We start from the raw sequence: 19705 nt of genomic DNA on the forward strand, positions 1-19705 counted from the left end.
AAATAGGGGATGCCCCTCGACTGGATCTCCCTTGCCCTGACCGTGGTGGTGCTGATCGTGCTGGTGATGGTGCTGCGCACCGTGCTGGCCCAACGCGCCGACGCCCCGTCCGACACGCTGCTGCGCCCCCTGCGCGACGACACCGAACGCAACACCCGCGAACTCCGCGACGAACTCGCGCGCAGCGCCACCGGCACCCGCCAGGAACTGGGGTCGTCGCTGGCGACGTTCCAGCAGACGCTGCTCGCCCAGCAGGGCGACGTGGCCCGCACCCAGAACGAACAGATCGACAGCTTCCGCACCCAGCTCGCGGCCACGCAGCAGACGCTGGCCGACACGCTGCGCCACGCCACCGGCACGCAGGACGCCGCGCTCGCGCGGCTCGCCGAACAGCAGGCCAACGCGCTGCAACGGTTCTCGGGCCTGCTGTCCGACCAGCTGAAGGCGCTCACGCAGGCCAACGACCAGCGCATGACCGAGATGCGCGGGGCGGTGGAGGCCAAGCTCGGTGCCATCCAGGCCGACAACGAACGCAAGCTCGAGCAGATGCGGGCCACCGTCGACGAGAAGCTGCACGCCACGCTCGAGCAGCGCCTGGGCGAAAGCTTCAAGCAGGTGGCCGACCGGCTCGACCAGGTGCACAAGGGCCTCGGCGAGATGCAGACCCTGGCCCGCGACGTGGGCTCGCTCAGCCGCGTGCTGAGCAACGTCAAGACCCGCGGCATCTTCGGCGAGGTGCAGCTGGCCGGCCTGCTGGAGCAGGTGTTCACGCCCGACCAGTTCGCGGTCAACGTCGAGACGGTGCCCAACAGCGGCGCCCGGGTCGAGTACGCCATCCGCCTGCCGGGCCAGCGCGCCGACGGCAAGCCGCTGTGGCTGCCCATCGACGCCAAGTTCCCGCGCGAGGACTACGAGCGCCTGCTGGAAGCGCAGGAGCGCGCCGACCCGGTCGCCAGCGACGCCGCGGCCAAGGCCATCGAGACGCGGCTGCGCCTGGAGGCCAAGGGCATCCGCGAGAAGTACCTCGCGCCCCCGCACACCACCGATTTCGCGATCCTCTTCGTGCCCACCGAAGGCCTGTACGCCGAGGCGCTGCGCCGCCCGGGCCTGATGGAGGCGATGCAGCGGGAGCACCGCGTGATGCTCGCCGGCCCCACGACGCTGCTGGCCACCCTCAACAGCCTGCAGATGGGCTTCCGAACGCTGGCGCTCGAGAAGCGGTCGGTGGAGGTGTGGGAGGTGCTGGGCGCCGTCAAGACCGAGTTCACGAAGTTCGGCGACGCGCTCGCGAAGACCCGCAAGAAGCTCGACGAGGCCAGCAACAGCATCGAGGCCGCGGAGACCCGCAGCCGGGCCGTGGCGCGCAAGCTGAAGTCGGTGGAGGAACTGCCCGAGTCGCGGGCCCAGCAGCTGCTGCCCATGCCGGCCGATGACGAACCCGCGGGAGGCGAAACGGCCTGACCCCCATGGCGCCATCGTTCTACCGCCCGCTGCTGGCCCTGATCCTCGGGCAGGTCAGCCTGCACTCGGCGATGGCGGGCGTGCGGCTCGCAGCCCCGCTGCAGTCGCTGCACGAGGGCCGGTCGGCCGCGTCGGTGGGCCTGCTGCTCGCGCTGTTCGCGCTGGCGCCCGTGGTGCTCGCGATCCCCGGTGGCCGGCTGGCGGACCGGCTCGGCTACCACCGGCCGCTGCGCATCGCCACCGCGCTGTCCGTGGCGGGTGCGCTGCTCGCCGCGGTGGCCGGCGGGCACTACCTGGTGCTGTGCCTGTCGGCGATGCTGTCCGGCGCGGGCGCCAACCTCGGGCTGATCGTGGTGCAGCGGTCGGCCGGGCGCATGTCCTCCGACCCCACGGTGCGGCTGAAGGTGTTCAGCTGGCTGGGCATGGCCCCGGCGCTGTCGAACCTGCTCGGGCCGGTGCTGGTGGGTCTGCTGATCGACGGGGCCGGGTTCCAGGTGGCCTTCGGCGCGATGGCGCTGCTGCCGCTGATGGCGCTCGCCATCGCGCGGCTGGTGCCCGTCGAGGCACCGCTTCCCGCGGCGGCACCCCTGGCCGAGGCAGCACGTCCCCGCCGCGTGTGGGACCTGCTGCGCTCGCCCGACGTGCGCCGCCTGCTGCTGCTGAACTGGCTGCTGTCGGCGAGCTGGGACGTGCACAGCTTCGTGGTGCCCATCCTGGGCCACGAGCGCGGGCTCGACGCCACGGCCATCGGCTTCGTGCTGGGCACTTTCGCCGCGTCGGTGGCGGTGGTGCGGTTCGCCATTCCGGTGATCGCCCACCGGCTCACCGAACGCCAGGTGCTGGTGGGCGCCACGCTGGCCACCGGGGCGGTGCTGGCGGTGTACCCGTTCGCGCACCCGGCCTGGGCCATGGCGCTGTGCGCGGCGCTGCTGGGCATTCCGCTCGGGTCGGTGCAGCCGATGGTGATGTCGCTGCTGCACGAGGCCACACCCCATGAACGGCACGGCGAGGCCATCGCGCTCCGCTCGATGAGCCTCAACCTGTCGAGCAGCGTGATGCCGCTGTGTTTCGGCGCGCTGGGCGCGGCCCTCGGTGCGGGTGTGCTGTTCTGGCTGATGGGCGGGCTGGTGGCCGGGGCTGGCAGCTTGCAGGCCCGGCGGATCCGCGAGCGGCCGCCTGCCGCGTCCTGAGCGCCCGCGGCCCTCGAGGGGCCGGCGGTGTCAGCAGGTCAGAACTTGAAGCCCGGCGGCGTGCCGGGCGCGGCCGGGGCCGCGGCGGGTTCCGTGGGCGCGGCCGGTGCGGAGGCGGGGGCCGGCGCCGCCGCGGCGGGCGCGGCGCCACTCGTCAGCGGAGCGGCCGCGGGGGCCGCGTAGTTGGCGGGCAGCATGGACCGCTTCGGGTACCCGGCGGCATCGAGGTAGGTGTTGGTTTCACTCGCGTTGTAGCCGCCGATGACCTGCGAGCCCACGGTGACGGCCGGCACGTCGGTGCGGCCGATGAGGCGTTGCATGGCCGCGCTGTCGGCCGGGGTGACCACCGTGCGTTCGGTGAACGGGATGCCCCGCTGCCGCAGCAGCGCGCGGGCGGATTCGCACGGGCCGCAGGACGCGGTGGTGTAGAGCACCACGGGGTACCGCTGCGCGGCCTGGCGCAGCTCGTAGGGCAGGGAGGCGTCCGAGCCGCCGCCGCCCGTGGTGTTCACCGAGCCGACCTTGTTTTCCGGCGAGACGGGCGGCCGGTCGGTGTACGTGACCTTGCCGTCGGGGCCGACGACCTTGTAGAGCGCATGGGCCGGCATCGAGGCGAGCGCCGAGGCGGACAGCACCGCCAGGGCGGCGAGGCGGACGGCACGGTGCGAAGCGGAACGCGGGGTGGGGAACATCATGGACTCCAGGAGGGAACTCGGCGGCGGGAAAACGCTGGTGGCACTGTACTCAAGCCATGCCCTGGTGGCGTAACAAGGCGTCGATGCGCGGCTCGCGGCCCCGGAAGGCCTTGAAGCTCTCGAGCGCCGGGCGGCTGCCGCCGGCCTCCAGGATGGCCTCGCGGTAGCGGCGGCCCGTGTCGACGTCGAGCGCGCTCGTTTCCTCGAAGGCGCTCCAGGCATCGGCGCTCAGCACCTCGGCCCACTTGTAGCTGTAGTAGCCCGCCGCGTAGCCGCCGGCGAAGATGTGCGAGAAGCCGTGCTGGAAGCGGTTGAACGCCGGCGGCGTGACCACGGCCACCTCGCGGCGCACGTCGTCGATCATGGCCTGGATGCGGTCTTCCGCGCCCGGTTCGGCATGGATGCGCATGTCGAACAGCGAGAACTCCACCTGGCGCAGCGTCTGCAGGCCGCTCTGGAAGTTCTTGGCCGCGAGCATCTTGTCGTACAGCGCGCGCGGCAGCGGCTCGCCGGTGTCGACGTGGGCGGTGAGGTGCTTGAGCACGTCCCACTCCCAGCAGAAGTTCTCCATGAACTGGCTGGGCAGCTCCACCGCGTCCCATTCGACGCCGGAGATGCCGGCCACGCCGGTGTCGTCGACCTTGGTGAGCAGGTGGTGCAGGCCGTGGCCGAACTCGTGGAAGAGGGTGGTGACGTCGTCGTGCGTGAGCAGCGCGGGCTTGCCGCCCACGGGGGAGGCGAAGTTGCAGACGAGGTGGGCCACCGGCGTCTGCGTGTGGCCCTCGGGGCGGGCCCAGCGGCCGCGCACGTCGTCCATCCAGGCGCCGGGGCGCTTGCCGGGGCGGGCGTACGGGTCGAGGTAGAACTGGCCCACGGTTTCACCGCGGCGGTCGATGCGGAAGAAGCGCACCGACGGGTGCCACACCGGCGCCGTGTCGGGGCGGATGGCCACGTCGAACAGCGTCTCGATGATGCGGAACAGACCGTCGAGCACCTTGGTTTCGGTGAAGTACGGCTTGACCTCCTGGTCGCTGAACGCGTAGCGCTGCTCCTTCAGCTTCTCGCTGGCGTAGGCCTGGTCCCAGGCCTGCAGGTCGGGCAGGTTCAGCTCGGTGCGGGCGAACTCGCGCAGCTCGGCCAGGTCCTTCTCGGCGAACGGACGGGCGCGGCGGGCGAGGTCGCGCAGGAACTCGATGACCTGGGCGGGGGTGTCGGCCATCTTCGGCACGAGCGACACCTCGGCGTAGTTGGCGTAGCCCAGCAGCTTCGCCTCCTCCTGGCGCAGGGCCAGCAGCTCGCGCATCACGGCGGAGTTGTCGACCTCGGGCTTGCCGAACTCGCTGGCGCGCGTGGCGTACGCCCGGTACAGGCGCTCGCGCAGCGCGCGGTTCTCGCCGTACTGCATCACGGGCAGGTAGTTGGGCAGGTGCAGCGTGAGCTTGTGGCCTTCCTTGCCCTCGGCCTCGGCGGCCGCGCGGGTGGAGGCCTGGATGTCGCCGGGCACCCCGGCCAGTTCCTCGGTGGTGGCGTAGTACGCGAAGCCGTCGGTGGCGTCGAGCACGTGTTCGGAGAACTGCTGGCCGAGGGCGGCCTGGCGGTCCTGGATGGCGGCGTAGCGCTCGCGGGCGGCGCCCTGCAGTTCGGCACCACCCAGCACGAAGTCGCGCATGGCGTTGGAGAGGGCCTTCTGGCGGGCCGGCTTCAGTGCCTTCGCGGCCGGGCTGGCGGCGATGGCCTTGTATTTGGCGTACAGGCGCTCGTCGGCGCCGATGCGGGTGTAGAACTCGGTGACGGCCGGCAGGCTCTCGTTGTACGCGGCCCGCAGCTCGGGGTTGTCGGCCACGCCGTTGAGGTGGCCCACGACGTTCCAGGCGCGGCCGAGGCGTTCGGTGGCCACGTCGAGCACGGCCGACATCGCGTCATAGTCGGCCGGGACCGCGTCACCGGTGGCCTTGTCGAGCGCCGCGTTGGCCTCCGCGAGCAGTTCCGTGATGGCCGGGCCCACGTGTTCGGGACGGATGTCCGCGAAGAGCGGCAGGTCGGAGCGGGCGAGCAACGGGTTCGTCATGCGGGGCCTCTTTCGTTCGTTCAGTTCATTTTGCCGCGACTCGTTCGGCCGATTCGATGGTGTTCACGAGCAGCATGGTGATGGTCATGGGACCCACGCCCCCCGGCACCGGCGTGATGGCGGAGGCCACCTGCGAGACGCCGGCGAAGTCCACGTCGCCGCAGAGCTTGCCTTCGTCGTTGCGGTTCATGCCCACGTCGATCACGATCGCGCCCGGCTTCACCATGCCGGCCGTGACCGTGTCGCGGCGGCCCACCGCCGCCACGATCACGTCGGCCTGGCGGGTGTGGTACGCCAGGTCGGGGGTCGCACTGTGGCAGATGGTGACGGTGGCGTTGGCTTGCAAGAGGAGGAGGGCCATGGGTTTGCCCACGGTGTTGCTGCGGCCGATCACGACGGCGTGCTTGCCCTTGAGGGAGACCCCGGTGGACTCGATGAGTTTCATGCAGCCGTACGGCGTGCAGGGTCGGAACCCCGGCAGATTCGCCACCAGTTCGCCGGCGCTCAGCACCGAATAGCCGTCCACGTCCTTCGTGGTGGCGATGGCCTCGATCACCTTGGTGGGGTCGATGTGCTTGGGCAGCGGCATCTGCACCAGGATGCCGTGGATGGAGGCGTCCTTGTTGAGCGCGTCGATGCGGGCCAGCAGGTCGGCCTCGGACAGCGTGGCGTCGTACTTCTCGAGCACCGAGTGCAGGCCGTGCTCCTCGCAGGCCTTGACCTTGTTGCGCACGTAGACCTGGCTGGCCGGGTCCTCGCCGACCAGGATGACGGCCAGGCCCGGCTTGTGGCCGCGCGCGGTGAGGGCGGCGGCGCGTTGCGCCACCTCGGCGCGGATCTGCTTGGACAGGGCGGTGCCGTCGATCAGTTGGGCGGTCATGGTCGGGTTCCTCTCGTCGATGTCGATTCTGAAAGCAAAAAGGGCCGCTGCGAAGCGGCCCTTTGAAGGCGGGGTCGGGTCAGGCCTTGGCTCCGAGCGCGATCTTCAGGAGATCTGCGACCGTGTTGGCGTTGAGCTTCTCCATGATGTTGGCGCGGTGCGCCTCCACCGTCTTGATGCTGATGCCCAGGTCGTCGGCGATCTGCTTGTTCAGGCGGCCGGCGACGATGCGCTCGAGCACCTGGGATTCGCGCGTGGTCAGGCGCGACAGCAGCGCGTCGCGGCTGGCGGCTTCCTGGTGGTGCGAGAAGGCGCTGCGGGCCTGGTCGAGCATGCGCTCGACGAGGTTGAGCAACTGCTCTTCCTTGAAGGGCTTCTCGATGAAGTCCATCGCGCCCTTCTTCATCGTGGTGACGGCCATGGGCACGTCGCCGTGGCCGGTGATGAACACGACCGGCAGCGGGGACTTGCGTTCGAGCAGCCGGTCCTGGAGTTCCAGGCCGCTCATGCCGTCCATGCGGATGTCGGCGATGAGGCACGCGACCTCGCGCGGGTCGAAGCGGGACAGGAAGGCTTCGGAGGAGTCGAAGCACTTGACGCGGTAGTCCTTGCCTTCGAGGAGCCATTGCAGCGAATCGCGCACGGCTTCGTCGTCGTCGACCACGTACACGGTGCCTTTTTTGGGAATCAAGCTCATGGATGAGGGACTCAGGTCAGGGCCGTTTCAAGGCCGGTGGATTTGGCGGTTTCGACAGGCAGCGTGAAGCTGAAACGACAGCCCACCACGGTCGCGCCATTGTATAAGTTCTCTGCACGGATCCGGCCCCGGTGGCTCTCGATGATCGAGCGGCACAGGCTGAGGCCGATTCCGAGCCCCTCGACCTTGGTCGAGAAGAACGCCTCGTACAGTCTGCCGATGACTTCCTCCTTCAGGCCGGGCCCGGAGTCGGTCACCGTGAATTCGATCACGCCACCCTCGTCCGGCGTGTGCCGGGGGATCACGCGCAGCTCGATGTTGCGGCGCGGCAAGGGCAATCCGGCCGAGTCGATGGCCTCCGCGGCATTCTTCAGCAGGTTCAGCAGCACCTGCTCGATCAGGATCGGGTCCACCATCAGCACCGGCAGGCGCTGGGCCACGTAGATGTGCAGCGCGACGTTGCGGCGGCGCAGTTCGATGCCGGCCAGGTCCACCGACTCCTCGACGATGTTGGCCGCCAGCGAGGGTTCGCGGCGCGGCTCGCTGCGTTTCACGAACGCGCGGATGCGGCGGATGATCTGCGCCGCGCGCTCGGCCTGCTTCGCGGTCTTCTCGAGCGCGGTGATCAGGTCGGGCTTCTCGATGGCGTCGGCCTTCACGCGCGAGACCATGCCGTTGCAGTAGTTCGTGATGGCCGTGAGCGGCTGGTTCAGCTCGTGCGCCACGGACGAGGCCATCTCGCCCATGGTCACGAGGCGGCTGGTCACCTGGGCCTTCTCGGCCTGCTGCTGGGCCTGGGTCTCGGCGTTGCGGCGGCTGGTGATGTCGGTGGCGATCAGCATCTGGGCCAGGCGCCCGTCGGTCCACTGCAGGTAGCGCGCGCGCACGTCGAACCATTTCTGGAGCGACTCGACGTACACCTCGCGCGGGTCCGAGCCGGCCTCGGTCAGCTCCTGGGTGGGCAGGCCGCCGAAGCTGTCGACCGAGTCGCCGAAGTCGCCCAGCAGCGCGGGCGCCGACTCGCCGCCGGCCAGCGCCGCGTGGCCGCGGGCCTCGGCGCCGAACCAGAGGCGGTACGAGCGGTTCGCGAACAGCAGCTCGCCCTGCTGCACGGACAGCACGGACACGGCCGCGTCGAGCCCCTCCAGCACCGTGGTGAACCGTTCGTGGGACGCCGACAGCTGGTCGCGCACGCGCTTGGCCTCGGTGATGTTGGTCATCGAGGTCATCCAGCCCGTCTGCACGCCCTTCGGGTCGATCAGCGGGGACACGTACATGCGGGCGTCGAACAGGCTGCCGTCCTTGCGCATCGCCTTGACCTCGATGCCGCCGGCCGGGCTGCGGCCCTGCAGCTCCTGCTGCAGCAGGCGGTTGTTCTCGTCGTAGCGGTCGGGCGGCCAGTGGGGGAAGGGCGGCAGGTGGCCGATCAGGTCCTGCTCGTTGAAGCCCGTCATCGCGCAGAAGGCGGGGTTCACGTAGGTGATGCGGCCTTCCATGTCCATGGCCCGCATGCCGGTCAGCATCGAGTTTTCCATCGCGCGGCGGAAGTTCGTCTCGCTGACCAGGGTGTTCTGCATCTGCAGCCGGCGGCGCATGTGCCGCCAAGTGCCCAGCAGCATCCAGACGGTGAGGGTGCTCAGTGCCGCCACCATCCAGAAGAGGGTGTTGCTGATGAGGCCGATGGAGGTGCGGTAGCCCTGCACCCGCAGCTTCAGGCCGTTGCCGGCCGGGGCGAGCGGCACGTCGTGGACGATGGACGCGGGCCGGGCGATCTGGCCGGGCATCAGCATCACGGTGCTCGAGAGCACCTTGTCCTGCGAGTCGATCACCGTGACCACGTGGCGGTTCGAGACGTCGGCCGGGATGAAGTAGCGCACCAGCGCCTCGACCGAGTACTCGGCGATCAGCGTGCCGGCGAAGCGGTTGTTGTCGATCAGCGGCACCTGCAGCTGGAACACCCAGTGGCCGAAGCCGTTCAGGTACGGGATCGAGTACGTGGGGTAGCGCAGCTGCTGCGTGGCCTCGAAGGTGCGCTCGGGCACGCCCTCGCGGTGGGGCATGGGCAGCGAGCGGTCGAGTTCCTCGGGGCTGCTCTCGACCTGCATGTGCATGTTGGCGCTGGAGTAGCTCGCCTGGCGCCGCAGGTCGGCATCGACCCACATCAGGTGGGTGATCTCGGGGCGCTCGCGTGCGAAGCCGGCCGCCGGCTGCACGAACCCGTCGGGCTTGATGGCGCGCGTGGCGATGTCGCGCGCCATCCGGATCAACTGCTCCTGGCTTTCGATCAGGCGCAGGCGCACCTGTTGTTGGGCGATCTCGGTATCCCGTTTGACGGATTCCTGCTCTCTCTCCAATTCCTCATTGCGGAGGTACCAGAACGCCGAGATGATCGCGGCAAGGAACAGCAGCACGGAGACGAGCGGCCCGAGGGTGGCGTAACGATCCTGGCGGGACGGCGACTGGCGGCGCCACCAGGTGCCGAACAGGCGCTTGGCGAGGTCACTGCCGGGAGTGGGTGGAGCGGGCGGTACTTTCACGGGCTGCATCCGTCGATTATCGAGGCTGCGGGGTGGTCGAACGGTTCGCCACTCCGCATTGCGATACGGAGGGAACCCTTGGTTCCACTGGTGAATTTCACGATAAGAAACGGTTTTGCACAATTTGGGAATTCTTTCGCCTTGTGCGACACTCCGCGCCACCTTGAACCGTGATTAGAGGAGATCGTGATGTCGGCCCTGCCTGAATCCTTCCTTGGCGCCTCGGCGAACGACGCCGACTCGCAGGAAACCCGTGAGTGGCTGGATGCGTTGTCGGCCCTGATCGAGACCGAAGGGGGCGACCGTGCGCACTTCCTGCTCGAACAGCTCATCGACCACGCCCGCCAGGTCGGCATCGACATGCCGTTCTCCGCGACCACGGCGTACGTGAACACCATCCCCGCCGACCAGGAAGAGCGTTGCCCCGGCAACCTCGAGATGGAAGAGCGCCTGCGCGCCTACATGCGCTGGAACGCGATGGCCATGGTGGTGCGCGCGAACCGCCTGCACCCGGCCGACGGCGGCGACCTCGGCGGGCACATCTCGTCGTTCGCCTCGCTGGCCACGATGTTCGGCGCCGGCTTCAACCACTTCTGGCACGGCGCCACCGAAGACCACGGCGGCGACCTGCTCTACATCCAGGGCCACAGCTCCCCCGGCATCTACGCCCGCGCCTTCATGGAAGGCCGCATCACGGAAGAGCAGCTCAACAACTTCCGCCAGGAAGTCGACGGCAAGGGCATCTCGAGCTACCCGCACCCGAAGCTGATGCCCGAGTTCTGGCAGTTCCCGACGGTGTCGATGGGCCTCGGCCCCCTGATGGCCATCTACCAGGCCCGCTTCCTGAAGTACCTGCACGCCCGCGGCATCGCCGACACCTCCAAGCGCAAGGTCTGGGTGTTCTGCGGCGACGGCGAGATGGACGAACCCGAATCGCTCGGCGCCATCGGCCTGGCCGCGCGCGAGAAGCTCGACAACCTGATCTTCGTCGTCAACTGCAACCTGCAGCGCCTCGACGGCCCGGTGCGCGGCAACGGCAAGATCATCCAGGAACTCGAAGGCGAGTTCCGCGGTTCCGGCTGGAACGTCATCAAGCTGCTGTGGGGCAGCTACTGGGACCCGCTGCTCGCCCGCGACAAGGACGAGCTGCTGCGCAAGGTCATGATGGACACGCTCGACGGCGACTACCAGGCCTTCAAGGCCAACGACGGCGCCTTCGTCCGCAAGAACTTCTTCGGCCGCCACCCCAAGCTGCTCGAGATGGTCGCGAAGATGAGCGACGACGACATCTGGCGCCTGAACCGCGGCGGCCATGACCCGCAGAAGGTGTACGCCGCGTACCACCGCGCCGTGAACCACAAGGGCCAGCCCACCGTCCTGCTGATCAAGACCGTCAAGGGCTTCGGCATGGGCAAGATCGGCGAAGGCAAGAACACGGCCCACCAGACCAAGAAGATGGTCGACGAGGACGTGAAGATCTTCCGCGACCGCTTCAACATCCCCATCCCCGACGACAAGATCGCCGAGGTGCCGTTCTACAAGCCGGCCGACGACACGCCCGAGATGCGCTACCTGCACGAGCGCCGCAAGGCCCTCGGCGGCTACCTGCCGCAGCGCCGCCCGAAGGCCGACGAGTCGTTCACCATCCCCGCGCTGGACACGTTCAAGGCCACGCTCGAGCCCACCGCCGAAGGCCGCGAGATCTCGACGACCCAGGCCTACGTGCGCTTCCTGACGCAGCTGCTGCGCGACAAGGACCTCGGCCCCCGCACGGTGCCCATCCTGGTCGACGAAGCCCGCACGTTCGGCATGGAAGGCCTCTTCCGCCAGATCGGCATCTACAACCCGCAGGGCCAGCTCTACACCCCGGTCGACAAGGACCAGGTGATGTACTACCGCGAGGACAAGGCCGGCCAGATCCTGCAGGAAGGCATCAACGAGGCCGGCGGCATGAGCAGCTGGATCGCCGCGGCCACGTCGTACGCGACGAACAACCGCGTGATGATCCCGTTCTACGTCTACTACTCGATGTTCGGGTTCCAGCGCATCGGCGACCTGGCCTGGGCCGCGGGCGACATGCAGGCGCGCGGCTTCCTGCTGGGCGGCACGTCGGGCCGCACCACGCTGAACGGCGAAGGCCTGCAGCACGAGGACGGCCACAGCCACATCCTCGCCGGCACGATCCCGAACTGCATCAGCTACGACCCGACCTTCGCGCACGAAGTGGGCGTGATCCTGCACCATGGCCTGAAGCGCATGGTGGAGAAGCAGGAGAACGTGTTCTTCTACCTGACGCTGCTCAACGAGAACTACGCGATGCCGGGCCTGACCGCCGGCACCGAAGAGCAGATCATCAAGGGCATGTACCTGCTGCAGGCCGGCGCGAAGAAGACGCCGCGCGTGAACCTGCTCGGCAGCGGCACCATCCTGCGCGAATCCATCGCCGCCAAGGAGATGCTCGAGAAGGAATGGGGCGTGGCCGCCAACGTGTGGAGCTGCCCGAGTTTCAACGAACTGGCCCGCGACGGCCAGGACTGCGAACGCTGGAACCTGCTGCACCCCACCGACACGCCGCGCGTGCCGTTCGTCGCGCAGCAGCTCGAGCCGCATGCCGGCCCGGTGATCGCGTCCACCGACTACATGAAGTCGTACGCCGACCAGATCCGCGCGTTCCTGCCGAAGGGCCGCACGTTCAAGGTCCTCGGCACCGACGGCTTCGGCCGCAGCGACTTCCGCAGCAAGCTGCGTGAGCACTTCGAGGTCAACCGCCACTACATCGTGGTCGCGGCGCTCAAGGCCCTGTCCGAGGAGGGCACGGTGCCCGCCGCGAAGGTGGCCGAGGCGATCAAGAAGTACGACATCAAGGCCGACAAGATCAATCCGCTGTACGCCTGAACAAGAAGACCCGGAGAAACGACATGGCATTGGTCGAAGTCAAGGTTCCCGACATTGGGGACTTCAAGGAAGTCGAAGTCATCGAGCTGCTGGTCAAGGCGGGGGACACCATCAAGGTGGACCAGTCGCTGGTGACCGTGGAGAGCGACAAGGCGTCGATGGAGATCCCGTCGAGCACCGCCGGCGTGATCAAGGAACTGCGCGTGAAGATCGGCGACAAGGTCGCCGAGGGCTCGATCGTGCTGGTGCTGGAAGCGGCAGGTGGTGCCGCCGCCCCGGCTCCGGCACCCGCCGCAGCCGCTCCGGCGCCCGCACCCGCTCAAGCCGCCGCACCCGCACCGGCCCCCGCCGCCGCCGGTGGCAGCCGCACCATCGAGCTGGTGGTGCCGGACATCGGTGACAGCAAGGACGTCTCGGTGATCGAGGTGTTCATCAAGGTGGGCGACACGCTGAAGGCCGAGCAGAGCGTGATCACCGTCGAGAGCGACAAGGCCTCGATGGAGATCCCGTCGTCGCACGCCGGGGTGGTCAAGGAACTCAAGATCAAGCTCGGCGACAAGGTCAGCCAGGGCTCGGTGCTGGCCACGCTGGAAGTGGCCGGTGGTGCCCCCGCTGCGGCTGCCGCGGCGCCGGCGCCTGCCGCCGCCTCGGTGCCGGCCGCCGCACCGGAAACCCCGTCGACCCCGGTGGTCGAACGTGTCGTGCCCACGGCCGCGCTGCCCGCCGCCGAACCGCCGCCGGCCACCGGCCGCCTGCCGCACGCGTCGCCCAGCATCCGCAAGCTCGCCCGTGAACTGGGCGTTCCGCTGGCGGAAGTGCGTGGCTCGGGCCTGAAGGGCCGCATCACCCACGCCGACGTGCAGAACTTCGTCAAGGGCGTGATGGACGGCAGCGTGCGCACGCAGGCCCAGGGGAAGGCGCCCGCCGCCGCGGCCGCCGCCGGCGGTGGCGCGTTCCCGGGGCTGCTGCCCTGGCCGCAGGTCGACTTCACGAAGTTCGGCCCGGTCGAGCGCAAGGACCTGTCGCGCATCAAGAAGATCTCGGGCGCGAACCTGCACCGCAACTGGGTCGTGATCCCGCACGTGACGAACCACGACGATGCGGACATCACCGAACTCGAAGCCTTCCGCGTCCAGCTGAACAAGGAGAACGAGAAGTCGGGCGTGAAGGTCACGATGCTCGCGTTCCTGATCAAGGCCATGGTCGCCGCGCTGAAGAAGTTCCCCGACTTCAACGCCTCGCTCGACGGCGAGCAGATCGTGCTGAAGCAGTACTACCACATCGGCTTCGCGGCGGACACGCCGAACGGCCTCGTGGTGCCGGTGCTCAAGGACGCCGACAAGAAGGGCGTGATCCAGATCTCCCAGGAGATGAACGCCCTGGCCGCGAAGGCCCGCGACGGCAAGCTGACCCCGGCCGACATGAGCGGCGGCTGCATCTCGATCTCGTCGCTCGGCGGCATCGGTGGCCGCTACTTCACGCCGATCATCAACGCCCCGGAAGTGGCAATCCTCGGCGTGTGCCGCTCGACGACCGAGCCGGTGTGGGACGGCAAGGCCTTCCAGCCGCGCCTGATGCTGCCGCTCAGCCTGAGCTGGGACCACCGCGTGATCGACGGCGCTTCGGCGGCCCGCTTCAACGCGTACCTCGCGCAGATCCTCGGCGACTTCCGCCGCGTGCTGCTCTAAGCCCCACCTTCACGGAAAGAGAACCATGTCGCTCATCGACATCAAGGTGCCGGACATCGGCGACTCCAAGGACGTGGCCGTCATCGAGCTGCTGGTCAAGCCCGGTGACACCATCAAGGCCGAGCAATCGCTGATCACTGTCGAGAGCGACAAGGCCTCGATGGAGATCCCCGCGACACACGCGGGCGTGGTCAAGGAGCTGAAGGTCAAGCTCGGCGACAAGGTCAGCGAAGGGTCGCTGATCCTGACGCTCGAAGCCAGCGGTGCGGCCGCCCCGGCGCCTGCGCCTGCGCCGGCTCCCGCGCCGGCCGCAGCCGCCCCTGCACCGGCCCCCGCGGCAGCGCCCGTCGCGGCCTCGTCGTTCGGCGGCACCGCCGATGTCGAGTGCGACGTGCTGGTGCTGGGCGCCGGCCCCGGCGGCTACTCCGCCGCGTTCCGCGCCGCCGACCTCGGGCAGAAGGTGGTGCTCGTCGAGCGCTACAAGACGCTCGGCGGCGTGTGCCTGAACGTGGGCTGCATCCCGTCCAAGGCGCTGCTGCACGTGGCCGCCGTGATGGACGAGGCCAAGCACTTCGACGCGCTGGGCGTGGCGTTCGAGGCCCCGAAGGTGGACCTCGACAAGCTGCGCACGCACAAGGAGAAGGTGGTGGGCAAGCTCACCAACGGCCTGAACGCGATGGCGAAGATGCGCAAGGTCACGGTGATCCAGGGCGACGGCGAGTTCGCCGACCCGTACCACCTCGCGGTGACCACGGCCGACGGCAAGAAGGTCGTCAAGTTCAAGAACGCCATCATCGCGGCGGGCTCCGAGGCCGTGAAGCTGCCGTTCCTGCCGAAGGACGACCCGCGCGTGGTGACGTCCACCGGCGCGCTGCAGCTGCGCCAGCTGCCCAAGCGCATGCTGGTGATCGGCGGCGGCATCATCGGCCTCGAGATGGGCACGGTGTACAGCAGCCTCGGCGCGCGCCTCGACGTGGTCGAGATGATGGACCAGCTGATGCTGGGTGCCGACCGCGACATGGTCAAGGTGTGGCAGAAGATGAACGCGCCGCGCTTCGACAACATCATGCTGAAGACGAAGACCGTCGGGGCCGAGGCCACGAAGGACGGCATCAAGGTCACGTTCGAAGGCGAGGGCGCTCCGAAGGAGCCTCAGCTGTACGACCTCGTGCTGCAGGCCGTGGGCCGCGTGCCCAACGGCAAGCGCATCGGTGCCGAGAAGGCCGGCGTGGCCGTGGGCGACCGCGGCTTCATCACGGTCGACAAGCAGATGCGCACCAACGTGCCGCACATCTTCGCCATCGGCGACATCGTGGGCCAGCCCATGCTCGCCCACAAGGCGGTGCACGAAGGCCACGTGGCGGCGGAAGTCGCGGCCGGCCACAAGGCCGAGTTCGACGCCCGCGTGATCCCGAGCGTCGCCTACACCGACCCCGAGGTGGCGTGGGTGGGCGTGACGGAGGACGAGGCGAAGGCCAAGGGCCTGAAGATCAAGAAGGGCGTGCTGCCCTGGAACGCGTCGGGCCGCGCCATCGCGAACACGCGCGACGAGGGCTTCACGAAGCTGATCTTCGACGAGGAAACGCACCGCATCATCGGCGGCGGCATCGTCGGCACGCATGCCGGGGACCTGATCTCGGAAGTGGCGCTGGCCATCGAGATGGGCGCCGACGCGGTGGACATCGGCAAGACGATCCACCCGCACCCGACGCTCGGCGAGAGCGTGGGCCTCGCCGCGGAAGCGGCCGAGGGCGAGTGCACGGACCTGCCGCCGGTCAAGCGCTGATCTGATCGTGTGATCGGACCAAAGGCCCGCGCCGTGAGGTGCGGGCCTTTTTGTTTCCGCTTTCAGCGGGTGCCGAACTGGATGCCGTGCAGCTTGGCGAAGAGCCCGTTCTTCTGGAGCAACTCGGCCTGCGTGCCTTGTTCGACGACCCGGCCCGCCTCCAGCACCACCACCTTGTCGGCGTTGGCGATGGTGGACAGCCGGTGCGCGATGACGATGCTGGTGCGGTCGCGCATCAGGTTGTCCATCGCCTGCTGGATCAGGCGTTCCGACTCCGAATCGAGGGCCGACGTGGCCTCGTCGAGGATGATGATGGGCGCGTCCTTGTAGATCGCGCGGGCGATCGCGAGGCGCTGGCGCTGGCCGCCCGACAGCTTCGTGCCGTTGTGGCCCACCAGGGTGTCCAGCCCCTCCGGCAGGCCGTCGACCAGCTCGAGGAGGTTGCTCGCCTGCAGCGCGGCGCGCACGCGCGCCGGATCGGGGGTCTCGCTGCTCAGGCAGACGTTGTCCCGGACCGTGCCGTTGAGCAGCACCACGTCCTGGCTCACGAGCGCGATCTGCGAGCGCAGCGAGGCGAGGCTCCAGTCCTTGAGCGGCACGCCGTCGAGCGAGATCGTGCCGGTGGACGGTTCGATGAAACGGGGCAGCAGGTTGATGAGCGTGGTCTTGCCCGCGCCGGACGGCCCCACGAGGGCCACGGTGCTGCCTTGGGGCACGTCGAGGTCGATGTCGGTGAGGGCGGCCGGTGCATCCGCTGCGCCGTAGCGGACGCCGACGCCGCGGAAGGTCAGGTGGCCGGCGGTGCGGTCCACCGCATGGGTGCCACCCGACTCGGCCTGGCTTGTGTGGATCAGATCCTGCCCGCGTTCCAGTGCGGCCAGGCCGCGCGTGACGGCGCTCGACACGTCGGTGAGCCGGCGGATGGGCGTGGCGATGCCGATGGCCGTGGTGATGAAGGCGACGAAGGTGCCCATGCTGCCGCCGGTCTGGCTGTTCTGCCACAGCGCCACCGCGATGATGATGGCGAGCGCCATGGCGGTGAACAGCTGGATCAGCGGCGTCACCGTGGCCGACGCCGCGGTCGACTTGAGCATCAGGCGGAAGAGCGAACGGCTTTCGGTCTCGAACCGCTCGGCCTGCGGCCGCTGGACGCCGTGCAGCCGCACCACGCGCCACGCAAGCACGTTTTCCTCGACCACGTAGCCCAGCCGGTCCACCGCGGTCTGCGAGGACAGCGTGATGCGCCGCATGCGCCGGCTGAAGTAGCGCATGGTGATGGCGAGCACCGGTGCCAGTGCGAGGATGACGGCGGTGAGCTGCCAGTTCAGCAGCAGCAGCGTGATGAGCAGCGCGACGACTGTGAACGAATCCTTCAGGAGGGTCTGGAGGGCGCTCACCAACTGGGCGATCCCGTTGATCGCCTCGTAGACCACGGTGTTCGTGAGGCTGCTGCCCGTGCGCTCGCCGAACAGCGCACCGTCGGACTGGAGCACGCGCTCGAACAGGCGACGCCGCAGGGCCAGGGCACCGCGGTTGGCGGTCCAGGCGAGCGAGTAGTCGACGATGAACCCGGCGATGCCCCGCACCAGGAAGATGACGATCAGCAGGATGGGAATGGCCCAGTACGGGGGCGGCATCAGGTCGGGCAGCCAGGGGATCGGCGGCTTCTTGAGGCCGCCGTCGACCAGCGGCACCATCAGCCAGGCGAGGGCGCTCTCGCAGGCCGCGGAGATCGCGGCGCCGAGGCCGCCCAGGGCCACGGCCCACAGGGTGCCTCGGAAATAGGGTTTCAGCGCGGCAAGGCGCTGAGACAAGGTGGACATCGGCGTTCGCGTGTGGACTTCGTGCAGAGAACGCGAATCTAACCGGTCTTGGGGCCGATGCGGCGCGGATCGTGGTGGCGATGCCGCGCCGCCGGGGGTCAGCGGCCCGATTCCCGCAGGATCAGCCACTTCCCATCGATCAGGCGCCACGTCAGCACCTTGTCGGTGATGTCGGTGAGCTGGTTCGAGCGGAACGTCTGGCGGAAGCGGGTCTCGACCGTGGTGGCGTCGATGGCCGTGGCCACGGGGTTGGCGATCAGCACCGCGATCTCGCCCGGACGGGCCAGCACCGCGCGCCGCTGGGCGCGCCAGCGGTCGATCGAGCTGCCTTCCGGCATGAACGTGGGCGCATAGAACGCGAGGTAGGCGTTGATGTCGCGGGCCTGCCAGGCGGCGGCCCACTCGGTCACGCGCTGCAGCGGCACCGCGGTGGCGGCGGTGGCCGTGGTGCCGGTGGGCGCGGACGCCGCCGGCAGCACGGGCGAGGGCGGAGTGGCTGCGGCGGCGCGCTGGCGCAGCGCGGTCGAGTCCATCGTCATCGTGGCCACGGCCTCGGCCGGGCAGCGGCCCGGGGCGTCGTTGCCGGCGTTCCAGCCTTCGGCGTCGTCCGGGGCCGGCGGGGCGGCGTCGCGGCCCACGCCCAGGCGGCCGATCAGCTGGTTCGTGGCGGCGTGCGTGCGCAGGTAGGCGATGCTCAGGTCGTACTCGGCGTTCACGTACGAGCGCTGGGCGGTGTAGACCTCGTTCTCCGAGTTCAGCAGGTCGAGCAGGCTGCGCTGCCCGATGTTGAACTGCTGGTGGTACGCGTCGCGCGCCTTGGTGATGGCGAGCGTGTTGCGGTCGAGGTAGACGAGCTGGTCGACGAGCTTGCGCGTGTCGTTGTAGGCGATGGCCACGGTCTGGCGCACGTCGCGGCAAGCCTTGTCGCGCAGGTCGGTGGCCTGGCTCACGAGGTTGGTCTGCTGGCGCACGCGGGCGCGGTCGGCGCCGCCGTTGAAGAGGTTCCAGTTCAGCACGACCTCGGCGGTGGAGTCGTTGCGCTGGTTCGCCACGCCGTCGAAGTTCTTGCCGGCGCCGGAGCGCAGGCGGGCCTCGACGCGGGGCTGGAACGCGCTCTCGCGCACCGACACCAGCTGCTCGGCCGAGCGCAGGTTCTCGATGCTGGCGCTGATGGCCGGGCTGCGGCGGATGGCCTCGTTGGCGGCATCGTTCGCGTTGCCGGGCAGGCCGTTCTTGAACGTCTCGGCGGGCAGCGGCAGTGCGGCCGGCGGCACCTCGCCCACGAGGCGCTGGTAGCGCGACGACACGTCGTACAGGTTCGAGATCTCGGTGTTCAGGTTGGACTCGGCGAGCGCCACGCGGGCGGCGGCCTGTTCCAGGTCCACGCCGCGGCCGACACCGGCCTTGAAGCGCGACTGGATCTGGTTGTAGGCGGTCTGGTGCTGGACGAAGTTCTCTTCGGCCAGCTGCACGAGCTTGCGGAAGCGCAGCACGTCGTAGTACGCGCGGGCGGCCTCGAGGGCGGTCTGCTCGGTGATGTCCACCACCTCGAAGTAGCGGGCGAGGCGTTCGTGGCCCAGGCGGCCCACGTCGTTTTTCGTGGCGAGGCCGTCCCACAGCAGCTGCGACAGCGTCAGCGAGGCGCCGGCCCGGTTGATCGACTGGGTCTCGGGGTTGCGGTTGTCGATGCGGTCGCGGTCGCGGCCACCGCTCGCGCTCAGGTCGAGGCGGGGGTAGTAGCCGGCGCGGGCGATGTCGACGGCGTCGGCGGAGGCGCGGTAGGCGTTGAAGCGGGCAGTGACCTCGGGGTTGGCATTGATCGCCTTCTGGACGGCGGCCTTCAGGGCAGCCTGGTCGTCGGCCTGCGCGAGCGCGGTGCCGGCGAATGCCAGGGTGAGGGCGGAAAGCAGGGCCGTTTTTCTTTGGTACATCTCGATCCTAGAGTCAATGGCGTTGTCCCCGGTGCACGAATGCAAGCCTCGCTG

At 69.1% G+C, this 19705-nt stretch carries 12 protein-coding genes; 5 read left to right on the top strand and 7 right to left on the bottom strand.

Going from position 1 to position 19705, the window contains the following annotated elements:
• Positions 1 to 9 precede the first annotated feature (9 nt).
• Both A4W93_RS10430 and A4W93_RS10435 read left to right on the top strand, forming a co-directional pair.
• Positions 10 to 1461, top strand: a complete 1452-nt coding sequence (locus A4W93_RS10430; RefSeq protein WP_085750545.1) for a DNA recombination protein RmuC — start codon at positions 10 to 12, stop codon at positions 1459 to 1461.
• A gap of 5 nt (positions 1462 to 1466) precedes the next feature.
• On the top strand, positions 1467 to 2651 hold the full coding sequence (locus A4W93_RS10435; RefSeq protein ID WP_085750546.1) for an MFS transporter: 1185 nt from the start codon (positions 1467 to 1469) through the stop codon (positions 2649 to 2651).
• Positions 2652 to 2689: 38 nt separating this feature from the next.
• On the opposite strand, the gene A4W93_RS10440 is transcribed toward A4W93_RS10435, so the two are convergent.
• From A4W93_RS10440 to A4W93_RS10460, 5 genes are all read right to left on the bottom strand, one after another.
• The gene (locus A4W93_RS10440; protein WP_237357750.1) at positions 2690 to 3346 is read right to left on the bottom strand and encodes a glutaredoxin family protein; all 657 of its coding nucleotides are present in this window, start codon (positions 3344 to 3346) and stop codon (positions 2690 to 2692) included.
• Positions 3347 to 3395: 49 nt separating this feature from the next.
• The gene (locus A4W93_RS10445; protein WP_085750548.1) at positions 3396 to 5414 is read right to left on the bottom strand and encodes a M3 family metallopeptidase; all 2019 of its coding nucleotides are present in this window, start codon (positions 5412 to 5414) and stop codon (positions 3396 to 3398) included.
• Between the two features lie 25 nt (positions 5415 to 5439).
• Positions 5440 to 6294, bottom strand: coding sequence for a bifunctional methylenetetrahydrofolate dehydrogenase/methenyltetrahydrofolate cyclohydrolase FolD (gene folD / locus A4W93_RS10450; protein WP_085750549.1), 855 nt, complete (start codon positions 6292 to 6294; stop codon positions 5440 to 5442).
• 79 nt (positions 6295 to 6373) lie between these two features.
• Positions 6374 to 6991: a response regulator transcription factor gene (locus tag A4W93_RS10455; RefSeq protein ID WP_085750550.1), complete on the bottom strand. Its 618-nt coding sequence runs from the start codon at positions 6989 to 6991 to the stop codon at positions 6374 to 6376.
• 11 nt (positions 6992 to 7002) lie between these two features.
• The gene (locus A4W93_RS10460) at positions 7003 to 9537 is read right to left on the bottom strand and encodes a PAS domain S-box protein (RefSeq protein WP_085750551.1); all 2535 of its coding nucleotides are present in this window, start codon (positions 9535 to 9537) and stop codon (positions 7003 to 7005) included.
• Positions 9538 to 9717: 180 nt separating this feature from the next.
• Here A4W93_RS10460 and aceE point away from each other — a divergent pair, with 180 nt between their 5' ends.
• Genes aceE through lpdA form a run of 3 tightly spaced genes read left to right on the top strand, consistent with a single transcriptional unit; the run spans position 9718 to position 15897 of the window.
• A complete protein-coding gene (gene aceE / locus A4W93_RS10465) occupies positions 9718 to 12423 on the top strand; it encodes a pyruvate dehydrogenase (acetyl-transferring), homodimeric type (RefSeq protein WP_085750552.1) in 2706 nt (901 codons plus the stop codon).
• Positions 12424 to 12446: 23 nt separating this feature from the next.
• Positions 12447 to 14111, top strand: coding sequence for a dihydrolipoyllysine-residue acetyltransferase (aceF, locus tag A4W93_RS10470; RefSeq protein ID WP_085750553.1), 1665 nt, complete (start codon positions 12447 to 12449; stop codon positions 14109 to 14111).
• Between the two features lie 25 nt (positions 14112 to 14136).
• A complete protein-coding gene (gene lpdA, locus A4W93_RS10475; protein WP_085750554.1) occupies positions 14137 to 15897 on the top strand; it encodes a dihydrolipoyl dehydrogenase in 1761 nt (586 codons plus the stop codon).
• A gap of 62 nt (positions 15898 to 15959) precedes the next feature.
• On the opposite strand, the gene msbA is transcribed toward lpdA, so the two are convergent.
• Both msbA and A4W93_RS10485 read right to left on the bottom strand, forming a co-directional pair.
• Positions 15960 to 17720, bottom strand: a complete 1761-nt coding sequence (msbA, locus tag A4W93_RS10480) for a lipid A export permease/ATP-binding protein MsbA (RefSeq protein WP_085750555.1) — start codon at positions 17718 to 17720, stop codon at positions 15960 to 15962.
• A gap of 98 nt (positions 17721 to 17818) precedes the next feature.
• The gene (locus A4W93_RS10485) at positions 17819 to 19651 is read right to left on the bottom strand and encodes a TolC family outer membrane protein (protein WP_085750556.1); all 1833 of its coding nucleotides are present in this window, start codon (positions 19649 to 19651) and stop codon (positions 17819 to 17821) included.
• Positions 19652 to 19705: the final 54 nt, after the last annotated feature.

Origin of the sequence: Piscinibacter gummiphilus, assembly GCF_002116905.1 — a bacterium.
In the GTDB taxonomy this organism is placed as follows: domain Bacteria; phylum Pseudomonadota; class Gammaproteobacteria; order Burkholderiales; family Burkholderiaceae_C; genus Rhizobacter; species Rhizobacter gummiphilus.